Source organism: Schaalia sp. Marseille-Q2122 (assembly GCF_903645355.1).
In the GTDB taxonomy this organism is placed as follows: domain Bacteria; phylum Actinomycetota; class Actinomycetes; order Actinomycetales; family Actinomycetaceae; genus Pauljensenia.
The window spans coordinates 123,144-148,918 of record NZ_CAHJXR010000001.1 but is presented as its reverse complement, the minus strand read 5'-3'; the positions used below and the strand labels follow the sequence as shown (position 1 = coordinate 148,918).

Genomic DNA, 25,775 nt, shown 5'->3' with positions numbered 1-25,775 from the left:
CCCCTTACTCGCTCACGTCTGAGGGCTGAGCCTCGCCGCGCGGCAGGCGAACGCCCACCACATCGTGCGCCACGCGCCCAGCGTCATGCCCGCGCGTCTCAAAGTGGGTGACGATGCGCCCCTCAAAACGCGGGGCGAAACCACCGCGCTCCCCCTCAGGGTCATTGGGATCAGGACGCTCACCCTCGTGAGGATTCTCCAGCAAAGGGCAGGCCTCAATGACGTCACGCATCTGCCAGGCGTAATCATCCCAATCCGTCGCAACGCGCCACACTCCCCCATCCACCAGCAGACGGGAAACCTCCAGAGCGAAATCCTCACTCACCAGGCGACGCTTCCGATGGCGGGCCTTACGCCACGGGTCAGGGAAGAAGGTCCACACCTCATCCACGCAGGCATCCGGCAGCACAATCGGCAAGGCCTGCTGGGCGTCGGCCTCGACAACGCGCACATTCGTCACGCCCTCAGCCACCGCGCGCGAGACGAGCTTGGCGATGCCCGGCTGGTAGACCTCGAAAGCGAGGAAATCTCGCTCGGGCCAGCGCTTGGCGGCGGCCACCACCTGCTCGCCCGTCCCCGGACCAATCTCAATGGTCAGGGGTGCTTCGCGGCCGAACAACTCCACCGGATCAATACGGAAATCCGCAGCGACTGTCGTCCACCCCACCGAACGACGCACGGGCACGACGTAGCTGTCCGCGTGCTTTTCCATGGTCCGCTCAAGGTTTTGCGGGATGGCGCGCTGGCGGCGGGTAAAGGATTTCGTGCGCGCGAAGAACACGTCACCATCCTTCCCTGCTTCGGGGATGCTCTCCACATGATGCAGAGGTGAAAGCTCCGCCCCCTCGTCGGCTACTGGCGCCAGTGTTGATTCCTGCGTCTGTACCTGTCCTTGCGCGCGATCCTGGTCGTTGTGCTGACCTGTCATGGCGTCCCTACTTCTTTCCGGTAGGCACATCAGAGGTCAACGCCGCGATGAAAGCCTCTTGGGGCACGTCCACGCGCCCAATGGACTTCATTCGCTTCTTGCCTTCCTTCTGCTTTTCCAGCAGCTTGCGCTTACGTGAAATATCGCCACCGTAGCACTTGGCCAGCATGTCCTTACGCAGAGCCTTAATGGTCTCGCGGGCAATGACGCGAGCGCCCACTGCGGCCTGCACGGGAATCTCAAATTGCTGCCTGGGGATGAGTTCCTTCAGGCGCTTGGTCATGCGCTGGCCGTAGGCGTATGCCGCATCCTTGTGGACGATCGCACTGAACGCGTCAACGCGCTCGCCGTTGAGGAGGATGTCGACCTTGACCAGGTCAGCGGTCTGTTCTCCAGCCTCGTGGTAATCCAGCGAAGCATATCCGCGGGTGCGGGACTTGAGGTGATCGAAGAAGTCAAAGACGATCTCTGCCAGGGGCAGCGTGTAGTGGATCTCCACGCGGTCCTCAGACAGGTAGTCCATGCCCTTCAGAGAGCCGCGGCGCTCCTGGCACAGTTCCATCACCGCACCCGTAAACTCCGTGGGAGTCAAGACGGTGGCGTCGACGATGGGCTCACGCACCTCGGCGATCTTGCCCTCGGGGTATTCGGAGGGGTTGTCAACGCGGGTGACGGTGCCGTCCTCGCTCTTGACGTTGTAGATAACGTTCGGGGCGGTGGCGATGAGGTCGAGGTTGAATTCGCGTTCGAGTCGTTCGCGCACGATCTCCAGGTGCAGCAGGCCCAGGAAGCCGCAGCGGAAGCCAAAGCCCAGCGCCGCTGAGGACTCAGGCTCGTAGGTCAGGGCTGCGTCGTTGAGTTGGAGTCTTTCGAGGGCGTCGCGCAGGTTCGGGAAGTCCGAGCCGTCCACCGGGTAGATACCGGAGAAGACCATGGGCTTGGGTTCCTCGTAACCGGCTAGGGGTTCGGTGGCGCCGCGCACGGCGGCGGTGACGGTGTCGCCCACCTTGGACTGGCGCACGTCCTTCACGCCGGTGATGAGGTAGCCGACCTCGCCAGCGCCAATACCCTGCGAGGGCGTCGGCTCGGGCGAGATCACGCCGATCTCGAGCAGCTCGTGGGTGGCGCCGGTGGAGAGCATCTTGATGCGGGCGCGGGTCGAGAGCATGCCGTCAACCACACGCACGTAGGTAACCACACCACGGTAGGTGTCATAGACGGAGTCAAAAATCATGGCGCGAGTGGCCGCCTCAGGGTCGCCCGAAGGAGCGGGAACGACCTCGACAATGCGGTCGAGCAGGCCGGGTACGCCCTCGCCCGTCTTCCCCGAAACGCGCAGAACCTCGGACTCGTCCACACCAATGAGCGAGGCAATCTCCGCAGCGTACTTTTCCGGCTGGGCACCCGGCAGGTCAATCTTGTTAAGCACCGGGATGATCGCCAGGTCGTTTTCCATAGCCAGGTAGAGGTTGGCCAGGGTTTGAGCTTCGATACCCTGGGCGGCGTCCACCAGCAGGACCGCACCCTCGCAGGCTGCCAGGGAGCGGGAGACCTCGTAGGTGAAGTCCACGTGGCCGGGGGTGTCGATCATATTGAGCGCGTAGGCCTGGTCCCCCACGCCCCAGGGCATGCGCACTGCCTGGGACTTAATGGTGATGCCGCGCTCGCGTTCAATATCCATGCGATCCAGGTACTGGTCGCGCATGTCGCGAGATTCGACAATGCCGGTGAGCTGCAGCATGCGGTCAGCCAGGGTGGATTTGCCGTGGTCGATGTGGGCGATGATGCAGAAGTTACGAATCAGTTCCTGGGGGGTTGCAGCGGGGCGGATTACCGACTGCTGAGCAGGCGTAGGAATGGGGGACAAGGAATTCCTCCGTCAAATGGTATGGACCCCCTTATCGTCCCATTTTTTGCCGCGCAGATTCCACCTGGCGCTAGACATGGACATGTGAAGCGTGCTGCATTTGGCGTCCGTCGGAGCGCTCTGAGCTCGCCGCACCTCAGTGAGCACTACCGCCTGCGCTCAAAGGAACGGGCGCCTCGCCCTTCTGATTACTGCGGGTTTTCCTGCACTCTCTGCCACGGGCTACCCTGCACTCTTTGCCGCAGGCTATTCTGCGCGCCGCGGGCAAGACTGGCGAGGGGGTGCCCGCCCGGAGAGCCCCTCTTCAGCAGGCGGCCTCCTCATCTCCAACGCATAGGGCGCAGGGACAGTGCTCGGGAGCGGCAAAGCTTTCACCTCGTCCCCATGCTCTGCCTCCCCCTTCGAGGCGCTTTTCTTCGTCTGTGCCGCTTCCTCCTTCCGCGCCGCACTCTTCCTCGCCCGTTGCTTCTTCGCCCTGCAGATGAGCGATGAGTTCGCGGATCATCCTCACGTCCACCTCATCGGAGTCCTCGGTGGGGTGAGCCAGCAGGGCTTTCGCATGCGCGAGGGCGACCTCGTTGTCGCCCTTTTCCAGACAATGTAGGAGGCACAGGCTGCGCAGACGCGCGCTTTCAGGGTGGGCGGGGCCGAATACCTCATCGAATTGGGGGAGCAGGCTCTGCCATTGCGCCCAGGCTTGTTCGTCATCACCGGCGTCGAAGTGGACCGCAGCAATGCGGTTGCGCAACATGAGCGTGCGCGGGTCGCTTGACCCGAAGGTCGCGGTGGCCTCTTCCAGAAGCGCGCGGTACTGGTTGAGGGAGCGCTCGTACTTTCCCGCGCAGGCAAGGACTTCGGCGTAATTATCGCGTGCGAGGATGTGGGTCAGGGGGTTGTGGGGCGGGCGGTGACGCATGGAGCGAAGGATCCTTTCGTAGCGCGCGACGGCCTGAGCAAAGTGTCCTTGCTGTTTGAGGGGGATGACGGCGTTCATAAGCACGGCCCATCGGAGTTCATGGTGGGGATCAAGGTTTTCTTCAACGTCCCGAATGAGGTCGGGGAAACGACGGTGAGCAATGTCGCCCAGGCCGGATTCGCACATCCAGAACAGTTCAGAAGATCGCAGTCCCAGGGTCATTTCATGAGTGGGGCCGAGGGTCTTTTTGAGTTCACGGACTGCTTGGCTGGCGTAGAAGCGGGCTTGTGTCGGATTGTCGAGGGCGACGGACCATTGGATGAGGTAGCGGTAGAAGCGCCCCCGATCTTCGGGGCGGATTCGCTGGTCTTGGAGGAGTTCACAGGTGAGTTCAATGGCGTGTTCGTAGTTGCCTTCGTCGCCCGCGCGGAGGGCGTTCGTAAAGCGGGTAAGAAGTTCCTTGACGCTGGGGGTTGAGGGTGGCTGCGGTGACATGGCTTTCCCTTTCAAAACGATATGGACTTTATTAGACTGGCATGAACTGGCAGGGAAAAGAAATGCTCTCACTCACCTGTGGATAACTCACCCTCTGCTCAGCGTGAGCGCATTCACGTTCACAGTCCACCCGCAGGCTTGGATGCCACCCGCAACGCTGGTAGTCTTGTTCGTCGGACTCCCATGCCTGGTCGGGCAGGGGGTCTGGTCCTAGCCGTTTGCGGGTGTCCCCACGCCCCAGTCCCGGCAAAGGCACAGCCCTCACCGACCTGTACACATACACGTTCAAGGAGTTTCCGACTGTGGCGAACATTAAGTCCCAGATCAAGCGGATCCGCACCAATGAGAAGCGCCGCATCCGCAACCAGGCTGTGAAGTCTGAACTCAAGACCCTGGTCCGCAAGACCCGCGAAGCCGTTGAGGCTGGCGACAAGGAAGCAGCCCTTGAGGCTCTCCGCGTTGCTTCCCGCAAGCTGGACAAGGCTGTCTCCAAGGGTGTTATTCACCGCAACCAGGCAGCTAACCGCAAGTCCAAGCTTGCTAAGCGCGTTCAGTCCCTCTGACACAGCATCCTGACTATCAGGACTACTGAGTCAAGAGACTTCACTCAATAACTGCTCTGGAGGGGTGGTGTGAACCGAAAGGTTCACACCACCCCTCCAGTTTTTCCTGCGCAATAGCCGAGGCCGACACCCCTGCGCTCACATTACTCGCAGCAGATCGCTGACAAAGCGCTCACAGCGATGCTGCCAGGAGCACCGAGCACAGAAACGCAGATGAGAGGGCGCATAGAGCAGGGTCCAGGGCACTGTCGCCCCTCTGCTTTCAGCTCCTGCTCCTCAACCTTCGCCACTACACTTCGGCCTTCATCACGCTCCCAGATTCGAGCTATTTTGCCTCACCCCATTGACTTTGAACCGATTCATTTATAGATTGGCAATGAAACGATTCACTCGTGTTGATGGAGTATCTGATGACCCTCACTGATGAGTTAATCCGACTCGCAAACGAACTCGGCTCCGACGAAGAATACTCACGCGCCGGAGGAGGCAACGCCTCCGTCAAAGTCGACGGAATCCTCTACATCAAACCCAGCGGCGTCCCCCTTGCCACCCTCCGCGCAGACGACCTCATTCCTCTTCGCATCGCGCCCCTCCTCGACGCACTCCACAGCGACAAAAAAGTCGACGGCGACCCCGTTCAAGCAGCTGCCCGAGCCGCGCAACTCCACGACGCCAACGGTCGCCGCCCCAGCGTCGAAATCCTCTTCCACGCCCTCATTCCAGACCCCCTCGTCATCCATCTTCACCCCCTCACCAGCAACGCCGTCACCTGCAATGAACACGGCGAATACCTCACCAAACAGATCCTCGGCGACGACGCCCTCTGGGTTGACTACCTCGACCCCGGAATCCCCCTCGCCCGCGGCATCGAAGAAGCTCGAGGCGAATTCACTCGCCGCACCGGCAAACCCGCACCTCAGATCACCCTCCTGGGAAACCACGGCATTATCGTCTCCGGAGACAGCTACGCTCAAATCATCTCCCTCACCCGCAGCCTCACCCAGCGCATCCAAGACGCCATCGACCAAGCCAGCGACAGCGGGGCACTGCGCCTCTCCCCCAGCCAACTCACCGGCGCCGCCCTCGTCCTCCAAGAGGCAACCGGCAAGGCCGCCCACGCCCTGAGCAACAGCGGCATTGCCATTGAAGAAAGCGCCCTCAGTGCAGGGCCCGTCAGCTCCGGCCCCCTCATCCCCGACCAAATCGTCTACGCCGCCTCCCTGCCCGTCATCCTCCACCCACCCTACGAGCCCAGCGCCATCACCCGCGCCGTTAGCGCCTACCACGAGGAACATGGGCATTTCCCCATTATCGCCGTCCTCCCACAACGAGGCGTCATTGCCCTCGGTGCCGATGCGAAGGCCGCGCGCAACGCCCTCGACACCTTCCTTGACGCCCTGCGCATCAGCCGCGACGCCAACCGCCTGGGACGAGTACGCACCCTCACCCACGAGGAACGCAGCTTTATTGAAAACTGGGAGGCTGAAGCCTATCGGCGCAGCATTGCCGCCCAAGCCTAAAGCGAAGATAGGCCGCAGGCTACAGTCCAGCTGCTACCTGTTCCCACACCTGATCCTGCCCCGCATGTGGCCGATAGCATCGCGTCAGAGTCGAGGCATCGACCACGTGGCGCAGCCGGTCCAGGCCTCCCTCAAGGGCTCCAATTGCCCGAAGTTGAACAACCATATTCCCCAGCGCAGTCCCCTCCACCGGCCCGGCCACAACGGGAAGGCCCGTCGCATCCGCCGTAAGCTGGCACAGCAGGGCATTCTTGGAACCGCCACCCACAATATGAATGACCTCAATAGCCTGCCCACTCAGAGCGCGAAGCTCAGCTATCGCCTCCCGGTAGGCAACAACGAGGGATTCTGTCACCGCTCGCAAGACACCCGAGACACTACTCGGCGCTGATCTGCCGCGTGCTTCCAACCATCCCTGGATACGCTCAGGCATGTTCCCCGGTGTGAAGAAGGCCGGATCGTTGATGTCGAACACCGTTTGAAAAGGTTCCTCAGCTTCAGTCATGGCATCCAGGGTCCCCCAATCCCACTGGCCTTCGGGGCTCTCCTCGCGCCACTGTCGCAGACATTCTTGCTGGACCCACATGCCCATAATGTTCTTCAAATAGCGGACCGTGCCATCCACACCAAGCTCATTGGTGATATTCGCTGCGCAGGACTGTGGCGAACACACCGGCTCATTCAGCTCCATCCCCACCAACGACCACGTGCCCGAGGAAATGAAGGCAAAATTGGCAGTGTCAACTGACGGAACGGCCACCACAGCCGAGGCGGTATCGTGGCTGCCCACCGCGATCACCGGCGTTGCCTCGCCGCTATGAGTGCGCAGGTCCAACCCCTCACAGTTGACCGTGCCAATAACCTCCCCCGGCTCAACGAGGGGCGCGAGGAGTGCCTCAACATTCCTACCAGTGAAGTCCCCGCAGGCCTCCAATACCCACGGATCCCACCGCCGCGTGCGAGGATCGACCAGCCCCATCGTCGAGGCGTTCGTCACCTCGCACACTTTCACGCCGGTCAACCAATAGGCCAGAAGATCAGGCAGTAGCAGCAGAGTGCAGGCGCGATCAGCGCGGGCGTCATTGCGGTCAGCCAGGATCTGGAACATCGAGTTGAAAGGCTGGAATTGCAGTCCGTTATGCTCATAGAGTTCTGCGGGGTCAACAGCCTCAAAAAACTCGTCGATGACGCGGCGGGTCCGACCGGAGCGGTAGCTGTAGGGGTTACGAAGCAGGCGACCAGCCTCGTCAAGCAGGGCGTAATCCACCGCCCAAGAATCGATACCGATCGCATCCACTGGGCCACGCCTTGCCGCCTCGGCAAGGCCGTCGGTGATCCCTCGCCACAGTGACAGCAGATCCCACTCGTAGTCTCCGCCCTCAGCGTCGGGCACGCGGATGGGCCCGTTGGAAAAACGCGCACATTCCTCCACCTCGATGGACTTCCCATCGAAAACGCCTCGAAGAACGCGCCCGGAGGAGGCGCCTAAATCAATCGCGACAATCGTGCTCACTGCTCTGCCCTCTCCCGTCGGAGTTTTGTCTGCTGGAGGGGGCACTGGCGTTACTCGCAGGAATACGCCAGGTGCCCCCTCGTGAACTCAGCGGCGCCCCTACGCGCCCCAGCTGGCCTGAGCGCCACCCACGCGTTCGGCCTCGATCTGCGCCAGATAGCCGCTGCGCGCGAAGGCTGCCAGGGGATCAGGGTCAATGCCCATCTCTTCTCGCAATTCCGCCAGGAGCGGGCGCACATCGGTGGAGAAGGCATCCATGAGCACCCGGTGGGCAGTGATGACATCGTGATTGTCCTGAGCTTCCCTTAAGGCCTCTCGGTCAACCAGGAGCGCCTTTGCCGTCGCTTCTTGCACGTTGAGGGCTGAGAGGATCTCGCCGGGGATCTTCGCTTCGAGGTTATGGCACTGGTCGAGCATGAAGTTCACGCCCGAGGAGGCATCAAGGGCACCAAATTCCACGATTTCGTGCATGATGCGGAAGAGCTGGAAGGGGTCAGCCGAGCCGACAATCAGGTCATCGTCGGCATAGAAACGGGAGTTGAAGTCGAAGGCTCCCAAGCGTCCGGCCCGTAGCAATTGCACGACAATGAACTCGATATTCGTTCCGGGTGCGTGGTGGCCGGTGTCGAGGCAGACAACAGCGCGCTCGCCAAGAGCCTGAACGTGGGCCAGGGCGGTTCCCCAGTCGGGTACGTCGGTGTGGTAGAAGGCCGGTTCAAAGAACTTGTATTCAAGGAGGAGGCGCTGATCCTCATCAAGGGCGTCGTAGATGGTCGTGAGGGAGTCAGCCAGGCGAGCTTGGCGCTCTGCGATGGAGTCTTGTCCGGGGTAGTTTGTTCCGTCGGCAAGCCAGATCTTCAAGGTGGAAGAGCCGGTTTCTCGCATGACCTCAATGCAGCGCAGGTGGGCGTCGATGGCTTTGCGGCGCTGCTGTTCGTTGCTGTTTGTCAGGGAGCCAAATTTGTAGTCCTCATCTTGGAAGACATTGGAGTTGATGGTTCCCAGGGTGATTCCCAGGGCGTGGGCGTGCTCGCACAGGGCAGCGAAGTCATCCACGTGATCCCAGGGGATGTGGAGGGAGACGCGGGGGGTGATGCCGGTGAAACGGTGGACTTGTGCGGCGTCGGCGACTTTTTCAAAGGCGTCTCGGGGAGTGCCGGGAGTGCTAAATACCTTGAAGCGGGTGCCGCTATTTCCAAAGGCCCAGCTGGGCAGTTCAATGGTTTGTTGCCGAAGGAGTGCGCGGCGTTCTTCGCTGAGGTCATGGAGTGAGACCATGGTGTTCTCCTTGCTGTGAGGGGTGAGCGCGGGGCTTGCGCGTCTCAGGGCAGATAGAAGTATTGAGAGAGAATCTGCGGTTGCCCGCCGTCGGGTTCGAGGAAGTAGCGGGCCATTGCTTCTTGCCAGCGACGGTTGACGTCGGTGGTTCCGATTGCCTCTTGTGCGGCTTGGACGTCGTCTGCCTCGTAGTAGCCGACGATCATGCCTGTTTCCGCGTCGAGGAACAGGGAGTAGTTGCGCCATCCGGCATTGGAGAGTGCTTGGCGCATTTCCTCCCAGACGCTTTGGTGGTCCTCGATATAGGGAGCGAGGTATTTGGGTTTGACGCGCAGGAGGAAACAGCGTCGACGCGGGGATTGTTGGGGGCAGGAGTCGAGCAGGTCGCGCACTGCTGGAGAGTTGGTGGTCATTGTGGCCTCCACAAGCGGTGGTGAATCGTTTCAGATTAGAGGGAGATCTCTCCCTGCAGCGGGGCGAGGGCGGGCGGCGTACGGCGGGGCTCACCCGCCCTCGTCCTTCGCGCGAGGCGCGGCAGGCTTAGAAGTCGTAGTTGCCGATATTGTCCTTGTTGAAGCGCAAGGGATCACCAACGATCACCAAGCCATTCTCCTCAATGGTGCGTTCGCCCAGTTCGCCAGCGGTGAAGGTCTCCCCCACAGCGCCGGTGATCTCACCCGACGCCAGTGCAGCACCGGCGTAGGCGGCGACGTAGCCCAGCTGGGCCGGATCCCACAGGGCGAACTCGGTGACGGTGCCATCCTCAACGAAGGAGCGCATCTCATTGGGCAGGCCCAGGCCGGTCAGCACGACCTTGCCCTTGTACTCAGAGGTTGACAGGTAGCGTGCGGTTGCGGCGATACCCACGGTCGTGGGCGAGACAATGCCCTTGAGGTTGGGGTGTGCTTGCAGCAAGCCCTGAGCTTCCTGGAAGGACTTCGTGTCGTCATCGTCGCCGTAGACCTTAGCCACAATGGTGATCTTGGAGTAGGCCGGGTTGGAGGCAAGCTCCTCTTCCATGTACTTGATCCACTCATTCTGGTTGGTCGCATTGGCCGTTGCCGACAAGATCGCGATCTCGCCTTCACCGCCGATCTGTTCAGCGATCATTTCAACGAGAGTGATCGCCACGCGCTTGGAGACAACCTGGTTGACGAAGATATCGCGACACTTTGGATTCGTATCAGAATCGAAGGTCACGATCTTCGCGCCTGCCTTGCGCGCATCCTCCAAAGCGGGGCATACCGCGTCGGGGTCGTTGGCAGCTAGGACGATGACGTTCGTGCCAGCCTGTGTTTCAGCGTTGAGGAAGGAAACCTGACTGGATGCTGAGGCCTCAAGCGGGCCGACGATATTGGCTTCTGCGAAACCAATCTCCTCGGCGCCCTTCGTTCCGCCAGAGAGCATGACGTCAGAGAAGGGGTTGTTGAGCTGCTTGGGGATAAAGGTGATGGTCTGGTCGGAGATACTTGCCGAGGCTGCTGGCGTAGCGCCTGCACCATCGCCTGATTCTGCGCCAGAGCTGGCTTCCATTGATCCTGAACCGCAGGCGGTGAGGACCAGTGCGGATGCAAACACGAGGGCGGTGACTTTTCCGGTCATACCGCTGATGAGACTCTTCATTGAGCTATTCCTTTCATGCGGGGGTGAGTGATGAGTGTGCGGGTGTGCTGCTGCGGCTGCGGCGTTTTTTGCGCCATTCTTTCCACGCCGTCACAACGGAGGGTGCGACGACCGAGCCGATGAGCAGGAGGCCTGTGACCGTCACGAGGACGACTTCAGGGATGCGATTGAGACGAAGGGCGTAGTTGATGACGCCGACGGTCATCACGCCGCAGACCGAGCCCCAGATGGAGCCTTTGCCGCCAAAGACAGAGACGCCACCAAAGACGACGGCTGCGATGACGGTGAGTTCAAGTCCTTCAGCGTTGTCCGAGCGGGCGCTGGAGTAGCGCAGAGTCCAAAAGACTCCGGCAAGGGAGGCCATGATTCCTGACAGGATCAGGGCTGACATGCGTGTTCTCTTGGTATCGATGCCCACAAAGTGCGCTGCTTCCAGGGAGTATCCCAGGGCGAAGATCGAGCGCCCGTAGGGGGTGGTGTGCAGTAGCAAGGCGAACACAACGATGAGGATCAGGAGGGGGACGAGGAGGGAGGGAATTCCGCTATTCCCGAAGGTAGAGGTGACGTAGGAGGTGGCGTATTCGGGGAAGGAGGCGACGGCGCGATCCCCGATGACGACAAGGGCAAGGCCTCGATAGAGGGCGAGGGTGCCGATGGTGACGGCCAGTGCGGGCAGGCCAACGTATGCGGTCATCACCCCGTTGAAGAGGCCGCATGCAGCTCCGATGAGGAGGCAGAGGGGGACCGCGAGGGGGAAGGGCATCCCGCCTTCGACGCTGACGCCCAGGACTGCGCTGGCGAGGCCCGCTGTTGAGGCGACGGAGAGGTCGATGTCTGCGGCCACCATCACCAGTGTCATGGGAAGGGCCATCAGCAAGATGGCAACAACATCAAGGGTGAGGAAGGAGATGGTGCGTGCTTGGGCGAAGCGCGGAACAAGGATGCTGGCGGCGATGATGGCGGCAATGAGGATGCCTGTCATTTTTGCGTCGCGGCTGGCGAGGAAACGCGACAGGGGGTTGTCGAGGTTGACGCGCGTGGGCATGGGTGTGGTGGTTGCGCTCATGGGTGGCCTCCCGTCTTGCGTTGTTTACCTAGGCGTCCGATGGTGACCATGCGATCCAGGACGATGGCGACGAGGATGAGTGCGCCAACGACCGCCCTCTGCCAGAATTTGTCGAGTCCCACGGCGGTCAGTGCCGAGGTGATGGTGGTGAGTAGGAGTGCGCCGAGGGCCGCGCCGTAGGCTTTACCGACGCCGCCGACGATTGCGACGCCGCCGACAACGCAGGCGGCGACGATGTCGAGTTCCATGCCGGTACCGGTTGTTGCGCCGACGGAGTTGAAGCGGCTGGCGTAGAGCACACCGGCGAGGCCGACGAGTGCGCCGTTGGCGACGAAGGCGGCAAAGACTCGTCGTCCGACGGGGATGCCGTAGACTTCGGCGGCGGCGGGATCGGAGCCAATGGCGTAGAGGTCGCGGCCGGAACGCGCGTAGCGCTGGTACATCGAGACGATGATAATGACGATGACGGCAAGGAGAGTCAGCAGGGGGACTCCTGCGAGGGTGGCGACGCCAAGGTCTCCAAAGGCTGCGGGGCGGTCCCCGGCGAAGTATTGGCTTGATCCTGCCCACCAGTTGAGGCTGCCTCGGAAGACGTAGAGGGTGCCCAGGGTGATGACCATGGCGGGCACGCGGGCTTGGGTGACGAGCATACCGTTGAACGCTCCCAGGGCAGCGCCCAGGAGGGTGCAGGCGAGAAAAACCAGGGGAATGGGGATGGCGGGGTAGGTGGCGAAGAGGACACCTGTCATATAGGCGCTCATGCCGAGGATGGAGCCGACGGAGAGGTCCACGCTCTTGGTCGTGATGACGAGGGATTGGCCTGCGGCCATGATCATGGCGATGGTGGCGTTGAGGAGGAGGTCTTTGACTCCTTGGGCGCTGAGGAAGCGGGGATTAATGGCCCACGTGACGGCGATCAGAAGGAGGAGGGCGATAATGACAGGCATTTCCCGCATGCTCGTTAGGGAGTGAAGGACTCCCTGTCGGCTGCGAGGGGCGCTCCCTCCGGTGCGTGGCGTGCTTTCTTTGCCGCTGGCCTGGGTGCTCGTGGGGGCAGTGGTGGTGGGCGTGGGGCTCATTTCACTGCCTCCTGGTGGTCAGTTGCTGCGGTCATGACGCGTTCTGCGGTGGCTTCAGCTCGCGTGAATTCGCCGGTGAGGCGGCCTTCACACATGACGAGCACGCGGTCGGCCATACCGAGAACCTCGGGCAGTTCGGAGGAGATCATGAGGATGCCGACTCCCTTTTTGGCGAGTTCTCCCAAAAGGCGGTGAACCTCGCTTTTAGTCCCAACGTCGATACCTCGCGTGGGTTCGTCGACGATGAGGACGCGGGGTTGGGTGGCGAGCCATTTGGCGAGGACGACCTTTTGTTGGTTGCCTCCCGAGAGGGTTGCCACGGGCGAGTGGGGGCTTGCTGTCTTGACTTGGAGGCGCTTAGCCCATTCTGTGGCGCTTTCCTGCTCGCGTGTCGAGCTGATGAGTCCCATTTTTGCGAGCTGTCGCCTCAAGGTGAGGGTGATATTTCGTTGGACGGAGAGGTCCATGACGAGGCCTTGCTTGCGGCGGTCTTCGGGCACGAAGGCGAGGCCCGCTTTAATGGCGGACATGGGGTGGGCGGCGCGAATGCCACGCCCGTCAAGGGTGACGCTGCCGGAGTCGCAGGGGTCGATTCCCATAATGGCTCGGGCTACCTCGGATCGTCCTGCCCCGACAAGCCCTGCCAGGCCGACGATCTCTCCGGATCGGACGGTGAAGCTAATGTCGTGGAAAACGCCTTGGCGGCTGAGGGCTTTGACGTCGAGGAGGACCTCTCCGATGGGGCAGTCAACCTTGGGGAAGAGCTGGTCGATATCGCGTCCCACCATGTCTTTGACGATTTGTGCGTGGGAGGTGTCGCGTATGAGGCGGGTGGAGACATAGGCGCCGTCACGCATGATGGTGATGCGATCACAAAGGTCGAAGATTTCTTCCATGCGGTGGGAGATGAACATGATGGCCGCGCCGCTGTCCCGCAGGGAGCGCGCGATGGCGAAGAGGCGATCGACTTCGCGTCCGGAGAGCGCTGCGGTGGGTTCGTCCATAATGAGCACGTGCGCATCAAGGGAGATTGCTTTGGCGATCTCAATGATCTGCTGATCGGCGATCGAAAGGCCCTGAGCGAGTCGGCTGGGGTCGATGTCGACGCCGAGCCTGTCGAAGAGGGCTTGGGCGTCGTCGCGCATGCGGCCGTGGTCGATCATGCCGAGGGCGGCAACGGGTTGGCGGCCGATGTAGATGTTTTCAGCGACTGTGAGGTCGGGGAAGAGCGTGGGTTCTTGGTAGATGACTGAGATGCCGCGTTCTTTGGATTCAGCGACGTTATTGAAGTCGGCTTCTTTTCCGTCAAGGAGGAACGTACCCGAGTCCTTGCGGTGAAGGCCTGCGAGTATTTTGACGAGGGTGGATTTGCCCGCGCCGTTTTCTCCGGCGAGGGCATGGATTTCTCCTGCGTAGAGATCGATGCACCCATCGGCGCAGGCAATGACTGGGCCGAAGGTTTTGACCGCATGCTGGAGCGATACGAGGGGTTGGGACGAATCAGTTGACATTACTCACCTCCGCACTGAGGTTGAAACGATTCATTATCAGCATGATACACCCCAGACCTCTTCCGTCAAGAGCGAATGGGGATACTTTTCTCCCGCACCAAACCGCACATAAGCCCACCCCTTCAAGACTTTCGTCGCCAGGAGCGGCTCTTTTCCTCAATAGCCGGACAAAGAAGGACACCTCCTCTGGCCAGATTTTCCTCCCCACAAAATGAATCGTTATAATTTTGTGACGGAGCAGAATCGCTACGTCAACCAGCACACACCCCGCGCACCTACCTCGCCACCACCCCACACCACACCATGTAGTCACCCCCACTCAGGCCGGGACCTAGGGTTGCGCAGCGAAGGTGTATATCCTGGCACTAGCCATTTCAGCCCGTTTCTACCGTCGTCGCGTCTTCTTCGGAGCCACCAATGCCCCCATCTACCACTCCACCAGCAAAGACACCCTCCATCAAAGACGTCGCCCGCCTTGCCCAGGTCTCGGTAGGCACGGTATCCAACGTCCTCAATGGGCGAGGTTTCGTCCGCAACGAAGTCCGCCAACGCGTTGAAGCCGCGATCGACTCCCTCGGATACGTCCCCAACCCCACCGCCCAAGCGCTACGCCGCGGCGTCTCCCCCCTCGTCGGAGTAGCCGTCTACGACCTGACCAACCCCTTCTTCATGGAGGCCGCATCCGGCATGGAACGCCGCCTAGCAGCCGACGGCTGCGTCATGGCGCTCTCCTCCACCAAATCCTCCCCCACCACCGAAGCCACCCTCTTGCGAGCCCTCATGGGCCAGGCCGTCCGAGGCATCCTCCTCACCCCCTCAGACCCAGAGCTCAGCGCAGCGCGCGAGGTCGTTCAACGAGGCATCCCCGTCGTCCTCTTTGACTCCCCCGCCCAACCAGAAGACATGTCCTCCATCAGCGTCGACGACAGGACAGGGGCCTCACTGGCCATCCAACACCTCATGAGCCTTGGCCACACCAACATCATGTTCTTCAACGGCCCCGCCAGTATCCGCCAAGCCCAAGACCGCCTCCACGGCGCCGAAGACGCCCTGGGAGCCGCACTGGCCATGCAGGCTCATCGGAGCAGTGGCGACGAGCCTGCTCCCCAACTCCACACCCTCAACCTTCCTGCCTTCACCGCCGAAGCTGGACGGACCACCATGCGCGCCCTCCTCGAAAAGGAAGGGATCCCCACCCCCGTCGCCCAAGACAACGCCTCACTCCCCGGCCGACCGACCACCCCGCCAGCACTGCCTGATTCCTTCCCGACAGCATTCTTCTGCGCGAATGACCTCATTGCCTTCGGGGCCATGACAATGCTCCGCGATGCAGGCATTCGAGTGCCTGATGACGTCTCCATCGTCGGCTTTGACGACATCGCCATCGCCGCACAGATGTCAGTCCCCCTCACCACCGTGCGTCAGCCCATGGAAGAACTCGGGTGGGCGGCAGCGGATCTTCTTCTAGGCGATAAGACAGGAAAGCCGCGCATCCAGCACCTCAAGTTCTTCCCCACCCTTGTCACGCGCGCCTCAACGGCCGCGCCAAGGCACACGTCCTAAGCGGCCCCCCTCAGACGACAAATCGTCAACACGGCTTTTTCAACGGCATGTTCGGGGCTACGCGACAGGCCCTTCACTTCCTCATCCGCAGTGGCAACGGCGCGGATCGCTCCCGCGAGCGCCGCATCAGACCAGCCTCGCAATTCACGGCGAGCGCGTTCAATCTGCCAAGGTGCCATTCCCAGCTTGCCGGGCCCGGCACTCCCCGCCACCGACACCTTCGCCATCCCCCGAAGTTTCATCGCCAGGGCCGCAACCAGGGGCACCGGATCGGTGCCTGTAGCGAAGGCGTGACGCAGCAGCATCAGGGCTCTGGCCGAATCGCCTGAGATAGCCGCGTCGGCAACCTCAAAGCCTGAGGCTTCGACACGCCCCGCATGGTAGCGCCGCACCTCCGCCGCACTAATACGCCCCTCCACGTCGGCAAGGAGCTGCACAACGGCGGCGGCGAGGGAACGCACATCAGATCCCAGGGCGTCAACAAGGGCTTGAGCTGCTTCAGGGTCGATCTGGCGTCGCGCCGCCTTCACATCTGCGTAGACAAGATCAAGCTTGTCTTTATCGGTCTTTAAAGGCTCGGCGGCAATCACGGGCAGCCCGGCCTTCGCAATGGTGTCGAGGAGCTTTTTCCCTCGTGTCCCACCATTGTGACGCAGGATCAGCCACACATCGTCGGCGGGCTGCTGGACGTAGGCGAGCAGATCGTTGAGCAGGGCGTCGCTCATCGTTTCCAGATCGGGGATGATGATAAGGCGGGCCTCTCCAAAGAGTGAGGGCGAGGTGAGCATGTCGAGCTGACCGGCCTGATAGGAGGCTGCACTGACGTCCGTGCGTTCGGTTTGCGGGTCGGCCTCGTAGGCGAGGGCGCGCAGGCGGTCGACAGCGCGGTCAGCGAGGAGCCCTTCACTGCCTTTGACGAGCACCACGGGGGCGAGGGCGATCGGCGCGGATGGGGTTTTGCCTCGTGGGGCGGTTTTACGTTGCGCCATGGTCCCCTCAAAGTGTCTCGCGTGGGCGGGTGGGTCGTGTCTTCCAGTGTCCCATACGTGCCACGACTTTGATTCCACCCCACAAGCTGAGCACGCACACAATCCACAGCAGAGCCCCATCAATCCCCTCAAGCCAGGGCAGGCGCGCGCTAGGAAGGGCCGCGACCCGCAAGGCGACCTCGGCGATCCATGCGCATAGGGGTTCGGCCACAACAATGAGTGCCTGCGCGAAAGCAGGTGAGAGAGGCGCACTCAGGCACACTCCGAGAGCGAGGATGGTCGCTGGCGCGAGCACTGGCGCGACCAGCACGTTCGCGACCACTCCCCACAGGGGCACGTGGGGATCCATCATGAGCAGCACAGGCGTTGCCCACAGCTGCGCGGCAAGAGGCACAGCAAGCAGGCCATGAAGCGTACGCGCAATCGAGCCTGGAATGGTGTCACCTCGCAGGTGTTTTCTCGCCCACGCTTGCCAGCGTTGCCCGAGCGTGACCACTCCGGCGGTTGCTAGGACGGAGAGGGCGAAGGCGTAGGAGCGCCCATTCCACGGGTCCCCGTACAGCAGGGCGAGGCTCACCGCTGATAGTCCCGTCAGGGCTTGGCCCGGGCGGCGCGCAATGAGGCCCCACAAGCCCACGCCAGCCATCGTCACTGAACGCAACACGGAGGCAGTGGGCCCGGCAAGAAGCACTATCACCCCCAACGTGACAATGACGGCACTCACCCGCAAAAGACCCCTACCAGGAACAATGAGGGTCATTGCTCCCAAGACAACAGCAATGTGCATCCCAGAGATCGCACTGAGATGACTGAGGGAGGCAGCGCGCATCGCCTCGTTCAGGCGCGGCGTCAGTCCGCTGCGGTCCCCCATGGCCAGGCCGGGAATGAGTCCGCGGGTGTGAGGCGTCGTCTCATGCAGCAGGACCTGGGTGTGGCTGCGGATCTTCGCGGGGAGGGCGGCCACCCCCTCGGCGGGGTGTCTGCTGATGAGGCGCAAGAGGGTCACTTCGGCCGCCACCGGAGGAGGCAAGCGTTGGCGTGGGGCGGCTGTGACACGCACGCGCAGGTGGTCGCCGCGTTGGAGGGCGCCCACCCCTTTACCGCGAAGTCGGATCTCCACCGACGAGGCCAGCGCCCGCCCCTCCTCGTCGTAGATGCGTAGGGTACGCGCGGGGAGCGTCACAGGGGATTGCGTGGAGGATCCCGCCCCGCGAGCGCGCGGGTAGCCGGTGATTTCGACCTCGCAGTCCACAGTGTGATGCGAAGCGAGGGCGGCCCGGAAGGGATCGGCGTCAAAGGCAGCGCGGGCGTTGTGAGACAGGAGGAGGGCCCCTACTGCAGCGATGAAGCTGACAGCCAGGGTCAATCGCACTGAGGCTGAAGGCAGGAGGCTATGGCGAGGCTGTGGGCGCCGCCCCTGCTCCCACCGCTGCCAGAGTGTGAATGCGGCCGCAGCAGCACACAGGCCCAGCGCACCCAGAAGCACTCCCGACCAGCTGAGGTTCCCTCCGGTTGCCCACCAGCTCAGTGCCCACGCGCTGACAGTGGGCGGCAGGAGACGCATGTCGAGGAAGGTGGGCATCCTCTGCCCCGCGTGCTCGGCCTCGTCATTCATTGGTGCCTCCTCCATCGGAGTGTGGCCCGCTCTCATGCGCGTGCTCTTCTGGGCTTGCGCACTCGTATCCCATCTGGGCGCGCACCTCGCTGCTCATTCCGGGAGAGTTTAAAAGCACAGCTGAGGCTCGATCCTTGCGAGAAGGGCTGGTCCAATACCGCTGATAGCATCGACGTCATCTCGGCTATGAAATGGCCCGCTTCGTTCGCGAGCTTCAAGGATGCGCTGGGAAAGGGCCGGCCCCACGCCGTTGAGCGCTTGGAGTTCTTCCAGGGTGGCGGTATTGATATTGATGCAGCCTGCACCTGGGCCTGATCCCGCCGCTGCCGAGCTCCCTGACCTCACCTGCGCGCCGCCACCACCCTGCTGGGAGGAGTGCGCGGGAGTGGGAATACTTGCCGGATCCTGGCCGATGCGTGGCACATAGAGGTATTCGCCGTCGCTAAGTTTTCGCGCGAGATTCACCTCGTACACTGCTGCGTCACCCTCCACTCCCCCGGCGGCTTTCAGGGCGTCATGGACGCGCGCACCCTCTGGCACGGTGACGATACCGGGCTGGGCAACGGCTCCTTCCACATGAATCGTCAAGAGCGCTGGCACGCTTTGGGAGGACTGTGCTGGGGAGGCTTTCCGACGATAACCAACTGCCTTGAGTGGCCCCGATTGCGCCGCCTCACTGAGCTGCGCGTCCGCTGGTCGAAGAGGTTCTGCTTCCTCCTGCTCCACACCCCACGCGGCAGATCTGACCACCATCACCACCAGCAGTAGGGCACACAGGGCGCTGAGGGCAAGGGCAGCCGGGTAGTCCACAAGACTCCGCACGCGAGACGACGGCGCCGGGTCCTCACCGGATGCCGAGTCGTACACAGCCCGCGTGAGGTGGCGCAGTCGGTAGCGTTGCAAGAGATCCATAAGGCGACGCTATATGCAGTGACGGAAAGCCCCAAACCCTGACAGCGGGGCTGTGGATAACGATTTTTTGCCCCTTCGCCTGTGGATAAGTGCCGCGAAACCTCCTGGCACCAGAGTTTCATCATTGGGAGTGAGCAAACGCTTCCTCTCCCCTAGGATTTGAAGGGTGAGTGAACATGTTGATGCCCTGCGTGACCAACTAGCCGCCGCAGAAGCCCAGGCCCAAGCCGCCCGCGCTGCCCTCGAAGAGGCAGAACGCATTGCCGCCGAAGCACGCCGAGCCCAGGAAGCTGCCGAAGAAGCCGCCAGGGTTGCCGCCGAAGCCCAGGAGAAGGCCGCACAAGCGCGGGCAGCCGCAGAAGCCGCAAACGCCACTCCCACGGGAGCCTCGTCAGACGGGACGCCAAGCGCTGACACCGCACCCGCCAGCCCAACGCCAGACACCACAACGGGCGGTGCCACAGGCAGCGAACTGTCCGCCTTCGCAGCGGCCGTCGCCCCCGACTACTCCTTCACCGACCCCGCCGTCACCATCGGCACCCTCATCGACGAGGGCACACACATCCCCGCCGTCACCGCCAAGATCCCCCTCGCCATGTTCAACCGGCACCTCCTCGTCGCCGGCGCCACCGGCTCAGGCAAGACCCGCACCCTCCAACTCCTCACCGAAGGCCTCTCCGCAGCAGGCTCCTCCGTGCTCCTTTGCGACGTCAAAGGCGACCTCACAGGCCTCGCTGAAGCCGGTACCGCCTCGGAAAAACTCCTCGCCCGCACGCAGAATAACGGCCAAGCATGGGCAGGCGACACCTTCCCCATCGAATTGCTCAGCCTGGGCGGTGCCGACGCCCAATTCCCCGGCGCCACCGTCCGCACCCGCATTTCCGACTTCGGCCCCATCCTTCTCTCACGCGCCCTCAGCCTCAACACCACGCAGGAACAATCCCTTCAACTCATCTTCCTGTGGGCAGACAAGCAGGGCCTTGACCTGGTGGATCTCAGTGACCTGCGGGCCGTCATCACCTTCCTCACCAGCGATGAAGGCAAGGAAGAACTCGACGGCATCGGCGGTGTCTCCAAAGCAACCGCAGGCGTCATTTTGCGCACCCTCTCCACCCTCGAAGCCCAGGGCGGTGCAGATTTCTTTGGCGAGCCCGCCTTCGACACCACCGACCTCATGCGCACCGTCAACGGGCGCGGCATCATTTCCCTGCTGGGCGTGGGGGATATCGGCCAGCGTCCAAACCTCATTAGTGCCGTCATTATGTGGCTGCTTGCCAACCTCTTCTCGGACCTGCCCGAAGTCGGCGACGTTGACGCCCCCAAGCTCGTGTTCTTCTTTGACGAGGCTCATCTGCTCTTCGCTGACGCCACCAAGGAATTCATCCGCCAAGTCGTCCAGACCGTGCGTTTAATCCGATCCAAGGGCGTGGGCGTGGTCTTCGTGACGCAAACACCCAAGGACATTCCCGCCGACGTCCTCGCCCAGCTGGGGTCGCGCGTGCAGCACGTCCTGCGCGCCGTCACCCCCGATGATCACAAGAAGCTGCGGCAGACCGTAGAGACCTTCCCGGCAACCGAATTGGACCTCGCTGAGGTCCTCACCAACCTCGGTACCGGCGAGGCTATCGTCAGTGTCCTGTCCCCCAAGGGCCGCCCCACCGCCGTGGTTCCGGTAAGCATCTGGGCTCCGGCCTCGGTGATGGGTCCGGCCGCGTCGGCGACGATCTCCTCAATCAACGCCTCTTCTTCCCTGGTGGCGCGCTATTCCTCGGCGATCAATCCCTTCTCTGCAGAGGAGGCCCTCACCCAGCGTTCAGCCGACTACGAGGCTGAGCAGGAGCGTTTGCGTCGCCTCAAGGAGGCCGAAGCTATCGCCGCCAAGGAAGCAAAGGCCCGCGAGGCAGCGCTTGAGCGGGAAATCCGTGAAGCGGAGAAGCAGCGGGAGCGCGAACTTCGCGAGGCTCAAAAGCGCGCCGAGAAGGAAGAGGCAGCACGACAGAAGGCCGCCCAGCAGCGCATGAGTACTGTGGAGAAGGCACTGGGTTCGATGCTGCGTTCGGCTGGTTCGCAGTTGGGTCGGGAGATTTCTCGAACGATTTTTGGCACTCGACGCCGCTGACCCCATAGGCCCTGACCTGCTCTTTTGTGGAGGAGTGAGCACTATGTGGACACTTTTTCACACCCTGTAGAGAGCGGGTTAGAGTTAACAGCAACACATTTCCACACATCCTTGTGGAGACGTGATGCTTTATTTGGAGGTCGCAATGCGCATCGGCTTTATCGGCGCCGGATCGATGGTGGGAGCCATCGCCCGCGGTGCTGTTGCCGCAGGAATGGACGGAACGTCCTTCCTGTTCACCGATGCGCGCGGCGTGTCCGCTCCGGCTCTGGCTGCAGAGGTCGGCGGCGCGGTGGCCTCGTCAAATGAGGAACTCGCCCAGCAGGCCGACCTGATTATCCTGGGCGTCAAGCCCCAGGCGCAAGGCACTGTCATCGCTCAGATTCGTAAAACCCTCAACCAGCGTGACGGGGTTGCAGTCGTGTCGATCGCCGCAGGCCGTTCCCTGGACACCATGGCGCAAGATTTCGGCGCCGCAGTGCCATTAATGCGGGCAATGCCCAATGTCAATGCGCAAGTGGGAGCATCAATGACTGCCCTGTGCGCGAATGACACTGTTACCCCAGCCCAGCGCGAGGCAGCACGTTCCCTGCTGTCAGCGGTGGGCTCTGTTATAGACATTGAGGAAAAAGACTTTCCCGTGTTCACGGCCCTGGCAGGCTGCTCGCCCGCCTGGGTGTTCCAGATGATTGAAGCTTTCGGCCGTGCAGGAGTGAAGTACGGTCTGAAGAAGGCCCAATCCGTTGAGATTGCGGCTACCGCGATCCTTGGCTCAGCCCAGCTCATGCTTGAGGCTGCTTCCAAGGGTGCAAACCCTTCCACACTCATTGACCAGGTGACATCACCGGGAGGCTCCACTATCGCGGGCCTTCTTGCAGGGGAGGAAGCCGGCCTGTCGACCGCTATTGTGCATGCGGTTGACGCTGCGGTCGGCCATGACCACCGATTGGGCTGAGCGCTCACCTTCGGGATGCGTTTAGCCCACGTGTACCCTCCGCCCTTTTCCCCACGACGCTCGAAAGAAGCACATATGAACGCCGTCGTCCTATCTGTTCTTGTCATGTTGATCCTGTCCGTGGCTCGCGTCCACGTCGTGATCTCGCTGTTCATCGGCGCCCTCGTCGGTGGCCTCGTGGCAGGCCTGGGCTTGGAGGCCACCATGGTTGCCTTCCAAGATGGCCTTGCCGGTGGCGCGAAGATCGCCCTGTCCTACGCCCTGCTCGGCGCCTTCGCTATGGCCGTGGCTCACTCTGGTCTGCCCCAGCTTCTGGCAAATTGGCTGATTGCCAAGCTCGACTCCGGTGACATGTCCACCTCTCAGAAGGTGGCGCGCTGGACGAAGTTTGGCCTGCTGGGTGGTATTGCTGCTATGGCGGTAATGTCGCAGAACCTCATTCCCGTGCACATTGCCTTCATTCCGCTGTTGATTCCGCCGCTGCTTGTGGTGATGAATCGTCTGCAGCTTGACCGCCGTGCGGTTGCCTCGGTTCTGACCTTCGGCCTGGTCACCACCTACATGTTCCTGCCCATCGGCTTCGGTAGCATCTTCCTGAACGACATCCTCTACGGCAATATCACCAGCGCCGGCATGGACGTCAGCAATGTGCCCGTCATGAAGGCAATGGGCATCCCAGCCCTGGGCATGCTCATCGGTCTGCTCATTGCAGTGTTCGTCACCTACCGCAAGCCCCGCACCTACGGCGACGGCAAGCAGGCTGACGCAATCGCTCAGGTGGAGATCCAGCCGATGAAGATCGCAGTGTCCCTGATTGCTATCGTGGTCTGCTTCGTCATCCAGGTGTGGATGACCATGGCTGGCACCGATGCTGACCCGCTGCTGGTGGGTGCTCTGGTTGGTCTGATGCTCTTCGTCCTCACCGGCGTGGTGAAGTGGAATGCTGCTGATGAAGTCTTCACCGGCGGTATGAAGATGATGGCCCTGATTGGCCTGATCATGATCACCGCTCAGGGCTTCGCGTCCGTGTTGAAGGCGACTGAGCAGATTGGCCCGCTCGTGGAGGCTTCCGCTTCCCTCTTCGCTGGTAGCAAGGCCGCCGCAGCCTTTGCCATGCTTCTGGTTGGTCTGATTGTCACCATGGGTATTGGCTCGTCCTTCTCGACCCTGCCGATTATCTCTGCCATTTATGTGCCCCTGTGTGCTGCGATGGGTTTTAGCCCTCTGGCTACTGTGTCGCTCATTGGTACGGCAGGCGCTCTGGGTGACGCCGGTTCTCCGGCATCGGACTCCACCCTTGGTCCGACAGCGGGTCTGAATGCTGATGGTCAGCACGACCACATGCGTGACTCGGTGATTCCGACCTTCATCCACTTCAATATTCCGCTGCTCCTGGCTGGCTGGGTTGCAGCAATGGTTCTCTGATCGTCGATCAGGTTCCGTTCGCACGTCCTCGTCATTGGCGAGGTAACCGGGGCGTCCTCCCTTCGGGGAGGACGCCCCTCAGTTTTACACACCGCGTTGCAGTTTCCACACCGCATAACCCCCAGAAACTACAACACCCCTCCCATTAACGAGGGAATGCCCCTCGAAGGTTATTCCGCTAGCGCAGGGGTATGCGCAGGGGTCTGCGCCGGGGTCTGCGCCGGGGGTATGTGCGGCGAGGGAGTGTGCCGAGGGCATGTGCGCCACCAGCATGTCGACACCGCACCTATTTAGGCACCCACCTGTCATGGGACGGACACTGTTCATCGGCTGTCCACTGCCAGCGCCCGCACCCGGTGTCACTATCCTCGCGCGCGCCTCGCCCGAGCTTTGAGGACAGTGCTGATACTGACGGCAACAAGGAACACGCCAAAGAGGTAGCTACCGGTCCGGGGGCTCACCGCATTTGCGGCCCACAATCCCAGCGGGGTGGTTGATGCAGCGGCCGCACCGATGATGAGCCCAACAGGCAGGTCCACGAGGCCGTGCTTGAGGTTGGAGTAGGTTCCGGACAAGGCGGTGGGGATCATGGCCAGCAGCGAGGTGCCCCGCGCGATTAGGTCGCCTGCGCCAACAACAATTTCGAGGCCAGGCACGATAATCCCGCCTCCCCCGACGCCGACGAGTCCGGCAAACACACCGGACACGAGGCCAACGCCGATCATGGCGATCGCGGAGGCGACGGTGACCTCGATGGTTGCGGTGCGCACGGACTCGTGGAGCTGGTGAATGATGATGATCATGGCGGCAAAACCCACGAAGATCCACGGCAGGATCCGTTCGGGGAGGACCCGCAGCAGCCATGTGCCAATCTGTGCGCCAACGAGGGCGCCGCCTGCCACCAGTAGCATTGCGGGCAGTGAGACCTGGCCCTGGGTTGCGTATGAGATGGAGCCCACTGCTGTGGTAATGACGATGGAGGAAAGCGAGGTCGCTGCTGCCTGGCGTTGGCTCATATCGAGGATAAGTACGAGGGCGGGGACGATCATCATTCCTCCGCCCACGCCAAAGAGCCCGGCGAGGAAGCCCGCTGCGATGCCAATTCCAATCACTGCTGCGATGCGGCCGGGAGTGAGTTTTTTGCGTGTTGGTCCATCAGTCACCCTCTAAACCTACGCCCTTCGGACGCATTTCTGGGGATGCGGCGGTGCTTCGTCGGCCGCTGGAGGCGCTTGCTGCATCGCCCAGCTCTATTGGTAGCCCTCAGCACCATTGGTAGCCCTAGGCGCCGTTGGTAGCCTCCGGCGCCACCGGTAGCTCTCAGCGCCATTGGTACAGGGCATGCCACACACCCATGGCGCCAAACCCTACCCACAGCGCCCATCCATACCCATCCCCAATGAGAAGCGCCCAGAACCAGCAGGGAGCTACATCGCCCAGCTCTATTGGTAGCTCACAGCGCCACTGGTAGCCCTAGGCGCCGTTGGTAGCCTCCGGTGCCACCGGTAGCTCTCAGCACCACTGGTACGCAGCATGCCACACACCCATGGCGCCAAACCCTACCCACAGCGCCCATCCATACCCATCCCCAATGAGAAGCGCCCAGAACCAGCAGGGAGCTACATCGCCCAGCTCTATTGGTAGCCCTCAGCACCATTGGTAGCCCTAGGCGCCGTTGGTAGCCTCCGGCGCCACCGGTAGCTCTCAGCGCCATTGGCAGCTCTCAGCACCACTGGTACGCAGCATGCCACACACCCATGGCGCCAAACCCTACCCGCAGCGCCCATCCATACCCATCCACCATGAGAAGCGCCCAGAACCAGCAGGGAGCTACATCG

20 protein-coding genes are annotated in these 25,775 nt (G+C 62.1%); 6 read left to right on the top strand and 14 right to left on the bottom strand.

The window, feature by feature from the left end; translation table 11 throughout:
* Nucleotides 1-4: 4 nt before the first annotated feature.
* From trmB to HWX48_RS00595, 3 genes are all read right to left on the bottom strand, one after another.
* The gene (trmB, locus tag HWX48_RS00605) at nucleotides 5-928 is read right to left on the bottom strand and encodes a tRNA (guanosine(46)-N7)-methyltransferase TrmB (protein WP_175953619.1); all 924 of its coding nucleotides are present in this window, start codon (nucleotides 926-928) and stop codon (nucleotides 5-7) included.
* 7 nt (nucleotides 929-935) lie between these two features.
* Nucleotides 936-2,795 carry a translation elongation factor 4 gene (gene lepA, locus HWX48_RS00600; RefSeq protein ID WP_175953617.1) on the bottom strand — a complete coding sequence of 620 codons (1,860 nt, stop codon included), beginning with the start codon at nucleotides 2,793-2,795 and terminating at the stop codon, nucleotides 936-938.
* Between the two features lie 304 nt (nucleotides 2,796-3,099).
* Nucleotides 3,100-4,206, bottom strand: a complete 1,107-nt coding sequence (locus tag HWX48_RS00595) for a tetratricopeptide repeat protein (protein ID WP_175953615.1) — start codon at nucleotides 4,204-4,206, stop codon at nucleotides 3,100-3,102.
* A gap of 302 nt (nucleotides 4,207-4,508) precedes the next feature.
* Here HWX48_RS00595 and rpsT point away from each other — a divergent pair, with 302 nt between their 5' ends.
* Entirely contained in the window at nucleotides 4,509-4,769 is a 261-nt protein-coding gene (gene rpsT, locus HWX48_RS00590) for a 30S ribosomal protein S20 (protein WP_124872143.1), read from the top strand.
* A 410-nt stretch (nucleotides 4,770-5,179) separates the two neighbouring features.
* The gene (locus HWX48_RS00585; RefSeq protein WP_254872889.1) at nucleotides 5,180-6,289 is read left to right on the top strand and encodes a class II aldolase/adducin family protein; all 1,110 of its coding nucleotides are present in this window, start codon (nucleotides 5,180-5,182) and stop codon (nucleotides 6,287-6,289) included.
* Between the two features lie 19 nt (nucleotides 6,290-6,308).
* Here HWX48_RS00585 and HWX48_RS00580 read toward each other — a convergent pair whose 3' ends face one another.
* From HWX48_RS00580 to HWX48_RS00550, 7 genes are all read right to left on the bottom strand, one after another.
* Nucleotides 6,309-7,802: a rhamnulokinase family protein gene (locus HWX48_RS00580; RefSeq protein ID WP_175953613.1), complete on the bottom strand. Its 1,494-nt coding sequence runs from the start codon at nucleotides 7,800-7,802 to the stop codon at nucleotides 6,309-6,311.
* Nucleotides 7,803-7,901: 99 nt separating this feature from the next.
* A complete protein-coding gene (gene rhaI, locus HWX48_RS00575) occupies nucleotides 7,902-9,080 on the bottom strand; it encodes an L-rhamnose isomerase (protein WP_175953612.1) in 1,179 nt (392 codons plus the stop codon).
* Between the two features lie 44 nt (nucleotides 9,081-9,124).
* A complete protein-coding gene (locus HWX48_RS00570; protein ID WP_175953605.1) occupies nucleotides 9,125-9,493 on the bottom strand; it encodes an L-rhamnose mutarotase in 369 nt (122 codons plus the stop codon).
* Between the two features lie 127 nt (nucleotides 9,494-9,620).
* Nucleotides 9,621-10,703: a rhamnose ABC transporter substrate-binding protein gene (gene rhaS / locus HWX48_RS00565; protein ID WP_254872888.1), complete on the bottom strand. Its 1,083-nt coding sequence runs from the start codon at nucleotides 10,701-10,703 to the stop codon at nucleotides 9,621-9,623.
* A 13-nt stretch (nucleotides 10,704-10,716) separates the two neighbouring features.
* Entirely contained in the window at nucleotides 10,717-11,769 is a 1,053-nt protein-coding gene (locus HWX48_RS00560) for an ABC transporter permease (RefSeq protein WP_217701562.1), read from the bottom strand.
* Nucleotides 11,766-12,848 carry an ABC transporter permease gene (locus HWX48_RS00555; protein ID WP_175953603.1) on the bottom strand — a complete coding sequence of 361 codons (1,083 nt, stop codon included), beginning with the start codon at nucleotides 12,846-12,848 and terminating at the stop codon, nucleotides 11,766-11,768. The genes HWX48_RS00560 and HWX48_RS00555 overlap by 4 nt, the downstream gene beginning before the upstream one ends.
* Nucleotides 12,845-14,359: a sugar ABC transporter ATP-binding protein gene (locus HWX48_RS00550; protein WP_175953601.1), complete on the bottom strand. Its 1,515-nt coding sequence runs from the start codon at nucleotides 14,357-14,359 to the stop codon at nucleotides 12,845-12,847. The genes HWX48_RS00555 and HWX48_RS00550 overlap by 4 nt, the downstream gene beginning before the upstream one ends.
* 417 nt (nucleotides 14,360-14,776) lie before the next feature.
* Here HWX48_RS00550 and HWX48_RS00545 point away from each other — a divergent pair, with 417 nt between their 5' ends.
* Complete coding sequence (locus tag HWX48_RS00545) at nucleotides 14,777-15,922, top strand: LacI family DNA-binding transcriptional regulator (protein ID WP_175953599.1); 1,146 nt, start codon at nucleotides 14,777-14,779, stop codon at nucleotides 15,920-15,922.
* Here HWX48_RS00545 and holA read toward each other — a convergent pair.
* From holA to HWX48_RS00530, 3 genes are all read right to left on the bottom strand, one after another.
* Complete coding sequence (gene holA / locus HWX48_RS00540) at nucleotides 15,919-16,911, bottom strand: DNA polymerase III subunit delta (RefSeq protein WP_175953597.1); 993 nt, start codon at nucleotides 16,909-16,911, stop codon at nucleotides 15,919-15,921. The genes HWX48_RS00545 and holA overlap by 4 nt on opposite strands.
* Before the next feature lie 7 nt (nucleotides 16,912-16,918).
* Nucleotides 16,919-18,526, bottom strand: coding sequence for a ComEC/Rec2 family competence protein (locus HWX48_RS00535; protein ID WP_175953595.1), 1,608 nt, complete (start codon nucleotides 18,524-18,526; stop codon nucleotides 16,919-16,921).
* A 108-nt stretch (nucleotides 18,527-18,634) separates the two neighbouring features.
* Nucleotides 18,635-19,438 (bottom strand): helix-hairpin-helix domain-containing protein, encoded by an 804-nt coding sequence (locus tag HWX48_RS00530; protein WP_175953593.1) that lies wholly within the window; start codon nucleotides 19,436-19,438, stop codon nucleotides 18,635-18,637.
* A gap of 166 nt (nucleotides 19,439-19,604) precedes the next feature.
* Between HWX48_RS00530 and HWX48_RS00525 the strand changes: the two genes are divergently transcribed.
* The 3 genes from HWX48_RS00525 (at nucleotide 19,605) to HWX48_RS00515 (ending at nucleotide 23,937) form a co-directional block, all read left to right on the top strand.
* The gene (locus HWX48_RS00525) at nucleotides 19,605-21,557 is read left to right on the top strand and encodes a helicase HerA-like domain-containing protein (protein WP_175953591.1); all 1,953 of its coding nucleotides are present in this window, start codon (nucleotides 19,605-19,607) and stop codon (nucleotides 21,555-21,557) included.
* A gap of 145 nt (nucleotides 21,558-21,702) precedes the next feature.
* Nucleotides 21,703-22,512 (top strand): pyrroline-5-carboxylate reductase, encoded by an 810-nt coding sequence (proC, locus tag HWX48_RS00520; protein ID WP_175953751.1) that lies wholly within the window; start codon nucleotides 21,703-21,705, stop codon nucleotides 22,510-22,512.
* A 75-nt stretch (nucleotides 22,513-22,587) separates the two neighbouring features.
* A complete protein-coding gene (locus HWX48_RS00515; protein WP_175953589.1) occupies nucleotides 22,588-23,937 on the top strand; it encodes a Na+/H+ antiporter family protein in 1,350 nt (449 codons plus the stop codon).
* Between the two features lie 362 nt (nucleotides 23,938-24,299).
* Here the strand turns inward: HWX48_RS00515 and HWX48_RS00510 are convergent, their stop codons facing one another.
* Nucleotides 24,300-25,100, bottom strand: a complete 801-nt coding sequence (locus HWX48_RS00510) for a sulfite exporter TauE/SafE family protein (RefSeq protein WP_175953587.1) — start codon at nucleotides 25,098-25,100, stop codon at nucleotides 24,300-24,302.
* Nucleotides 25,101-25,775 lie beyond the last annotated feature (675 nt).

Excerpts from the sequence above, each read along its gene's own strand:
- trmB (WP_175953619.1), bottom strand. The coding sequence starts at position 928 with ATGACAGGTCAGCACAACGACCAGGATCGCGCGCAAGGACAGGTACAG.
- HWX48_RS00595 (WP_175953615.1), bottom strand. The coding sequence starts at position 4,206 with ATGTCACCGCAGCCACCCTCAACCCCCAGCGTCAAGGAACTTCTTACC.
- HWX48_RS00585 (WP_254872889.1), top strand. The coding sequence starts at position 5,180 with ATGACCCTCACTGATGAGTTAATCCGACTCGCAAACGAACTCGGCTCC.
- rhaI (WP_175953612.1), bottom strand. The coding sequence starts at position 9,080 with ATGGTCTCACTCCATGACCTCAGCGAAGAACGCCGCGCACTCCTTCGG.
- HWX48_RS00570 (WP_175953605.1), bottom strand. The coding sequence starts at position 9,493 with ATGACCACCAACTCTCCAGCAGTGCGCGACCTGCTCGACTCCTGCCCC.
- rhaS (WP_254872888.1), bottom strand. The coding sequence starts at position 10,703 with ATGAAGAGTCTCATCAGCGGTATGACCGGAAAAGTCACCGCCCTCGTG.
- HWX48_RS00560 (WP_217701562.1), bottom strand. The coding sequence starts at position 11,769 with ATGAGCGCAACCACCACACCCATGCCCACGCGCGTCAACCTCGACAAC.
- HWX48_RS00555 (WP_175953603.1), bottom strand. The coding sequence starts at position 12,848 with ATGAGCCCCACGCCCACCACCACTGCCCCCACGAGCACCCAGGCCAGC.
- HWX48_RS00550 (WP_175953601.1), bottom strand. The coding sequence starts at position 14,359 with ATGTCAACTGATTCGTCCCAACCCCTCGTATCGCTCCAGCATGCGGTC.
- HWX48_RS00545 (WP_175953599.1), top strand. The coding sequence starts at position 14,777 with ATGCCCCCATCTACCACTCCACCAGCAAAGACACCCTCCATCAAAGAC.
- holA (WP_175953597.1), bottom strand. The coding sequence starts at position 16,911 with ATGGCGCAACGTAAAACCGCCCCACGAGGCAAAACCCCATCCGCGCCG.
- HWX48_RS00535 (WP_175953595.1), bottom strand. The coding sequence starts at position 18,526 with ATGAATGACGAGGCCGAGCACGCGGGGCAGAGGATGCCCACCTTCCTC.
- HWX48_RS00530 (WP_175953593.1), bottom strand. The coding sequence starts at position 19,438 with ATGGATCTCTTGCAACGCTACCGACTGCGCCACCTCACGCGGGCTGTG.
- proC (WP_175953751.1), top strand. The coding sequence starts at position 21,703 with ATGCGCATCGGCTTTATCGGCGCCGGATCGATGGTGGGAGCCATCGCC.
- HWX48_RS00515 (WP_175953589.1), top strand. The coding sequence starts at position 22,588 with ATGAACGCCGTCGTCCTATCTGTTCTTGTCATGTTGATCCTGTCCGTG.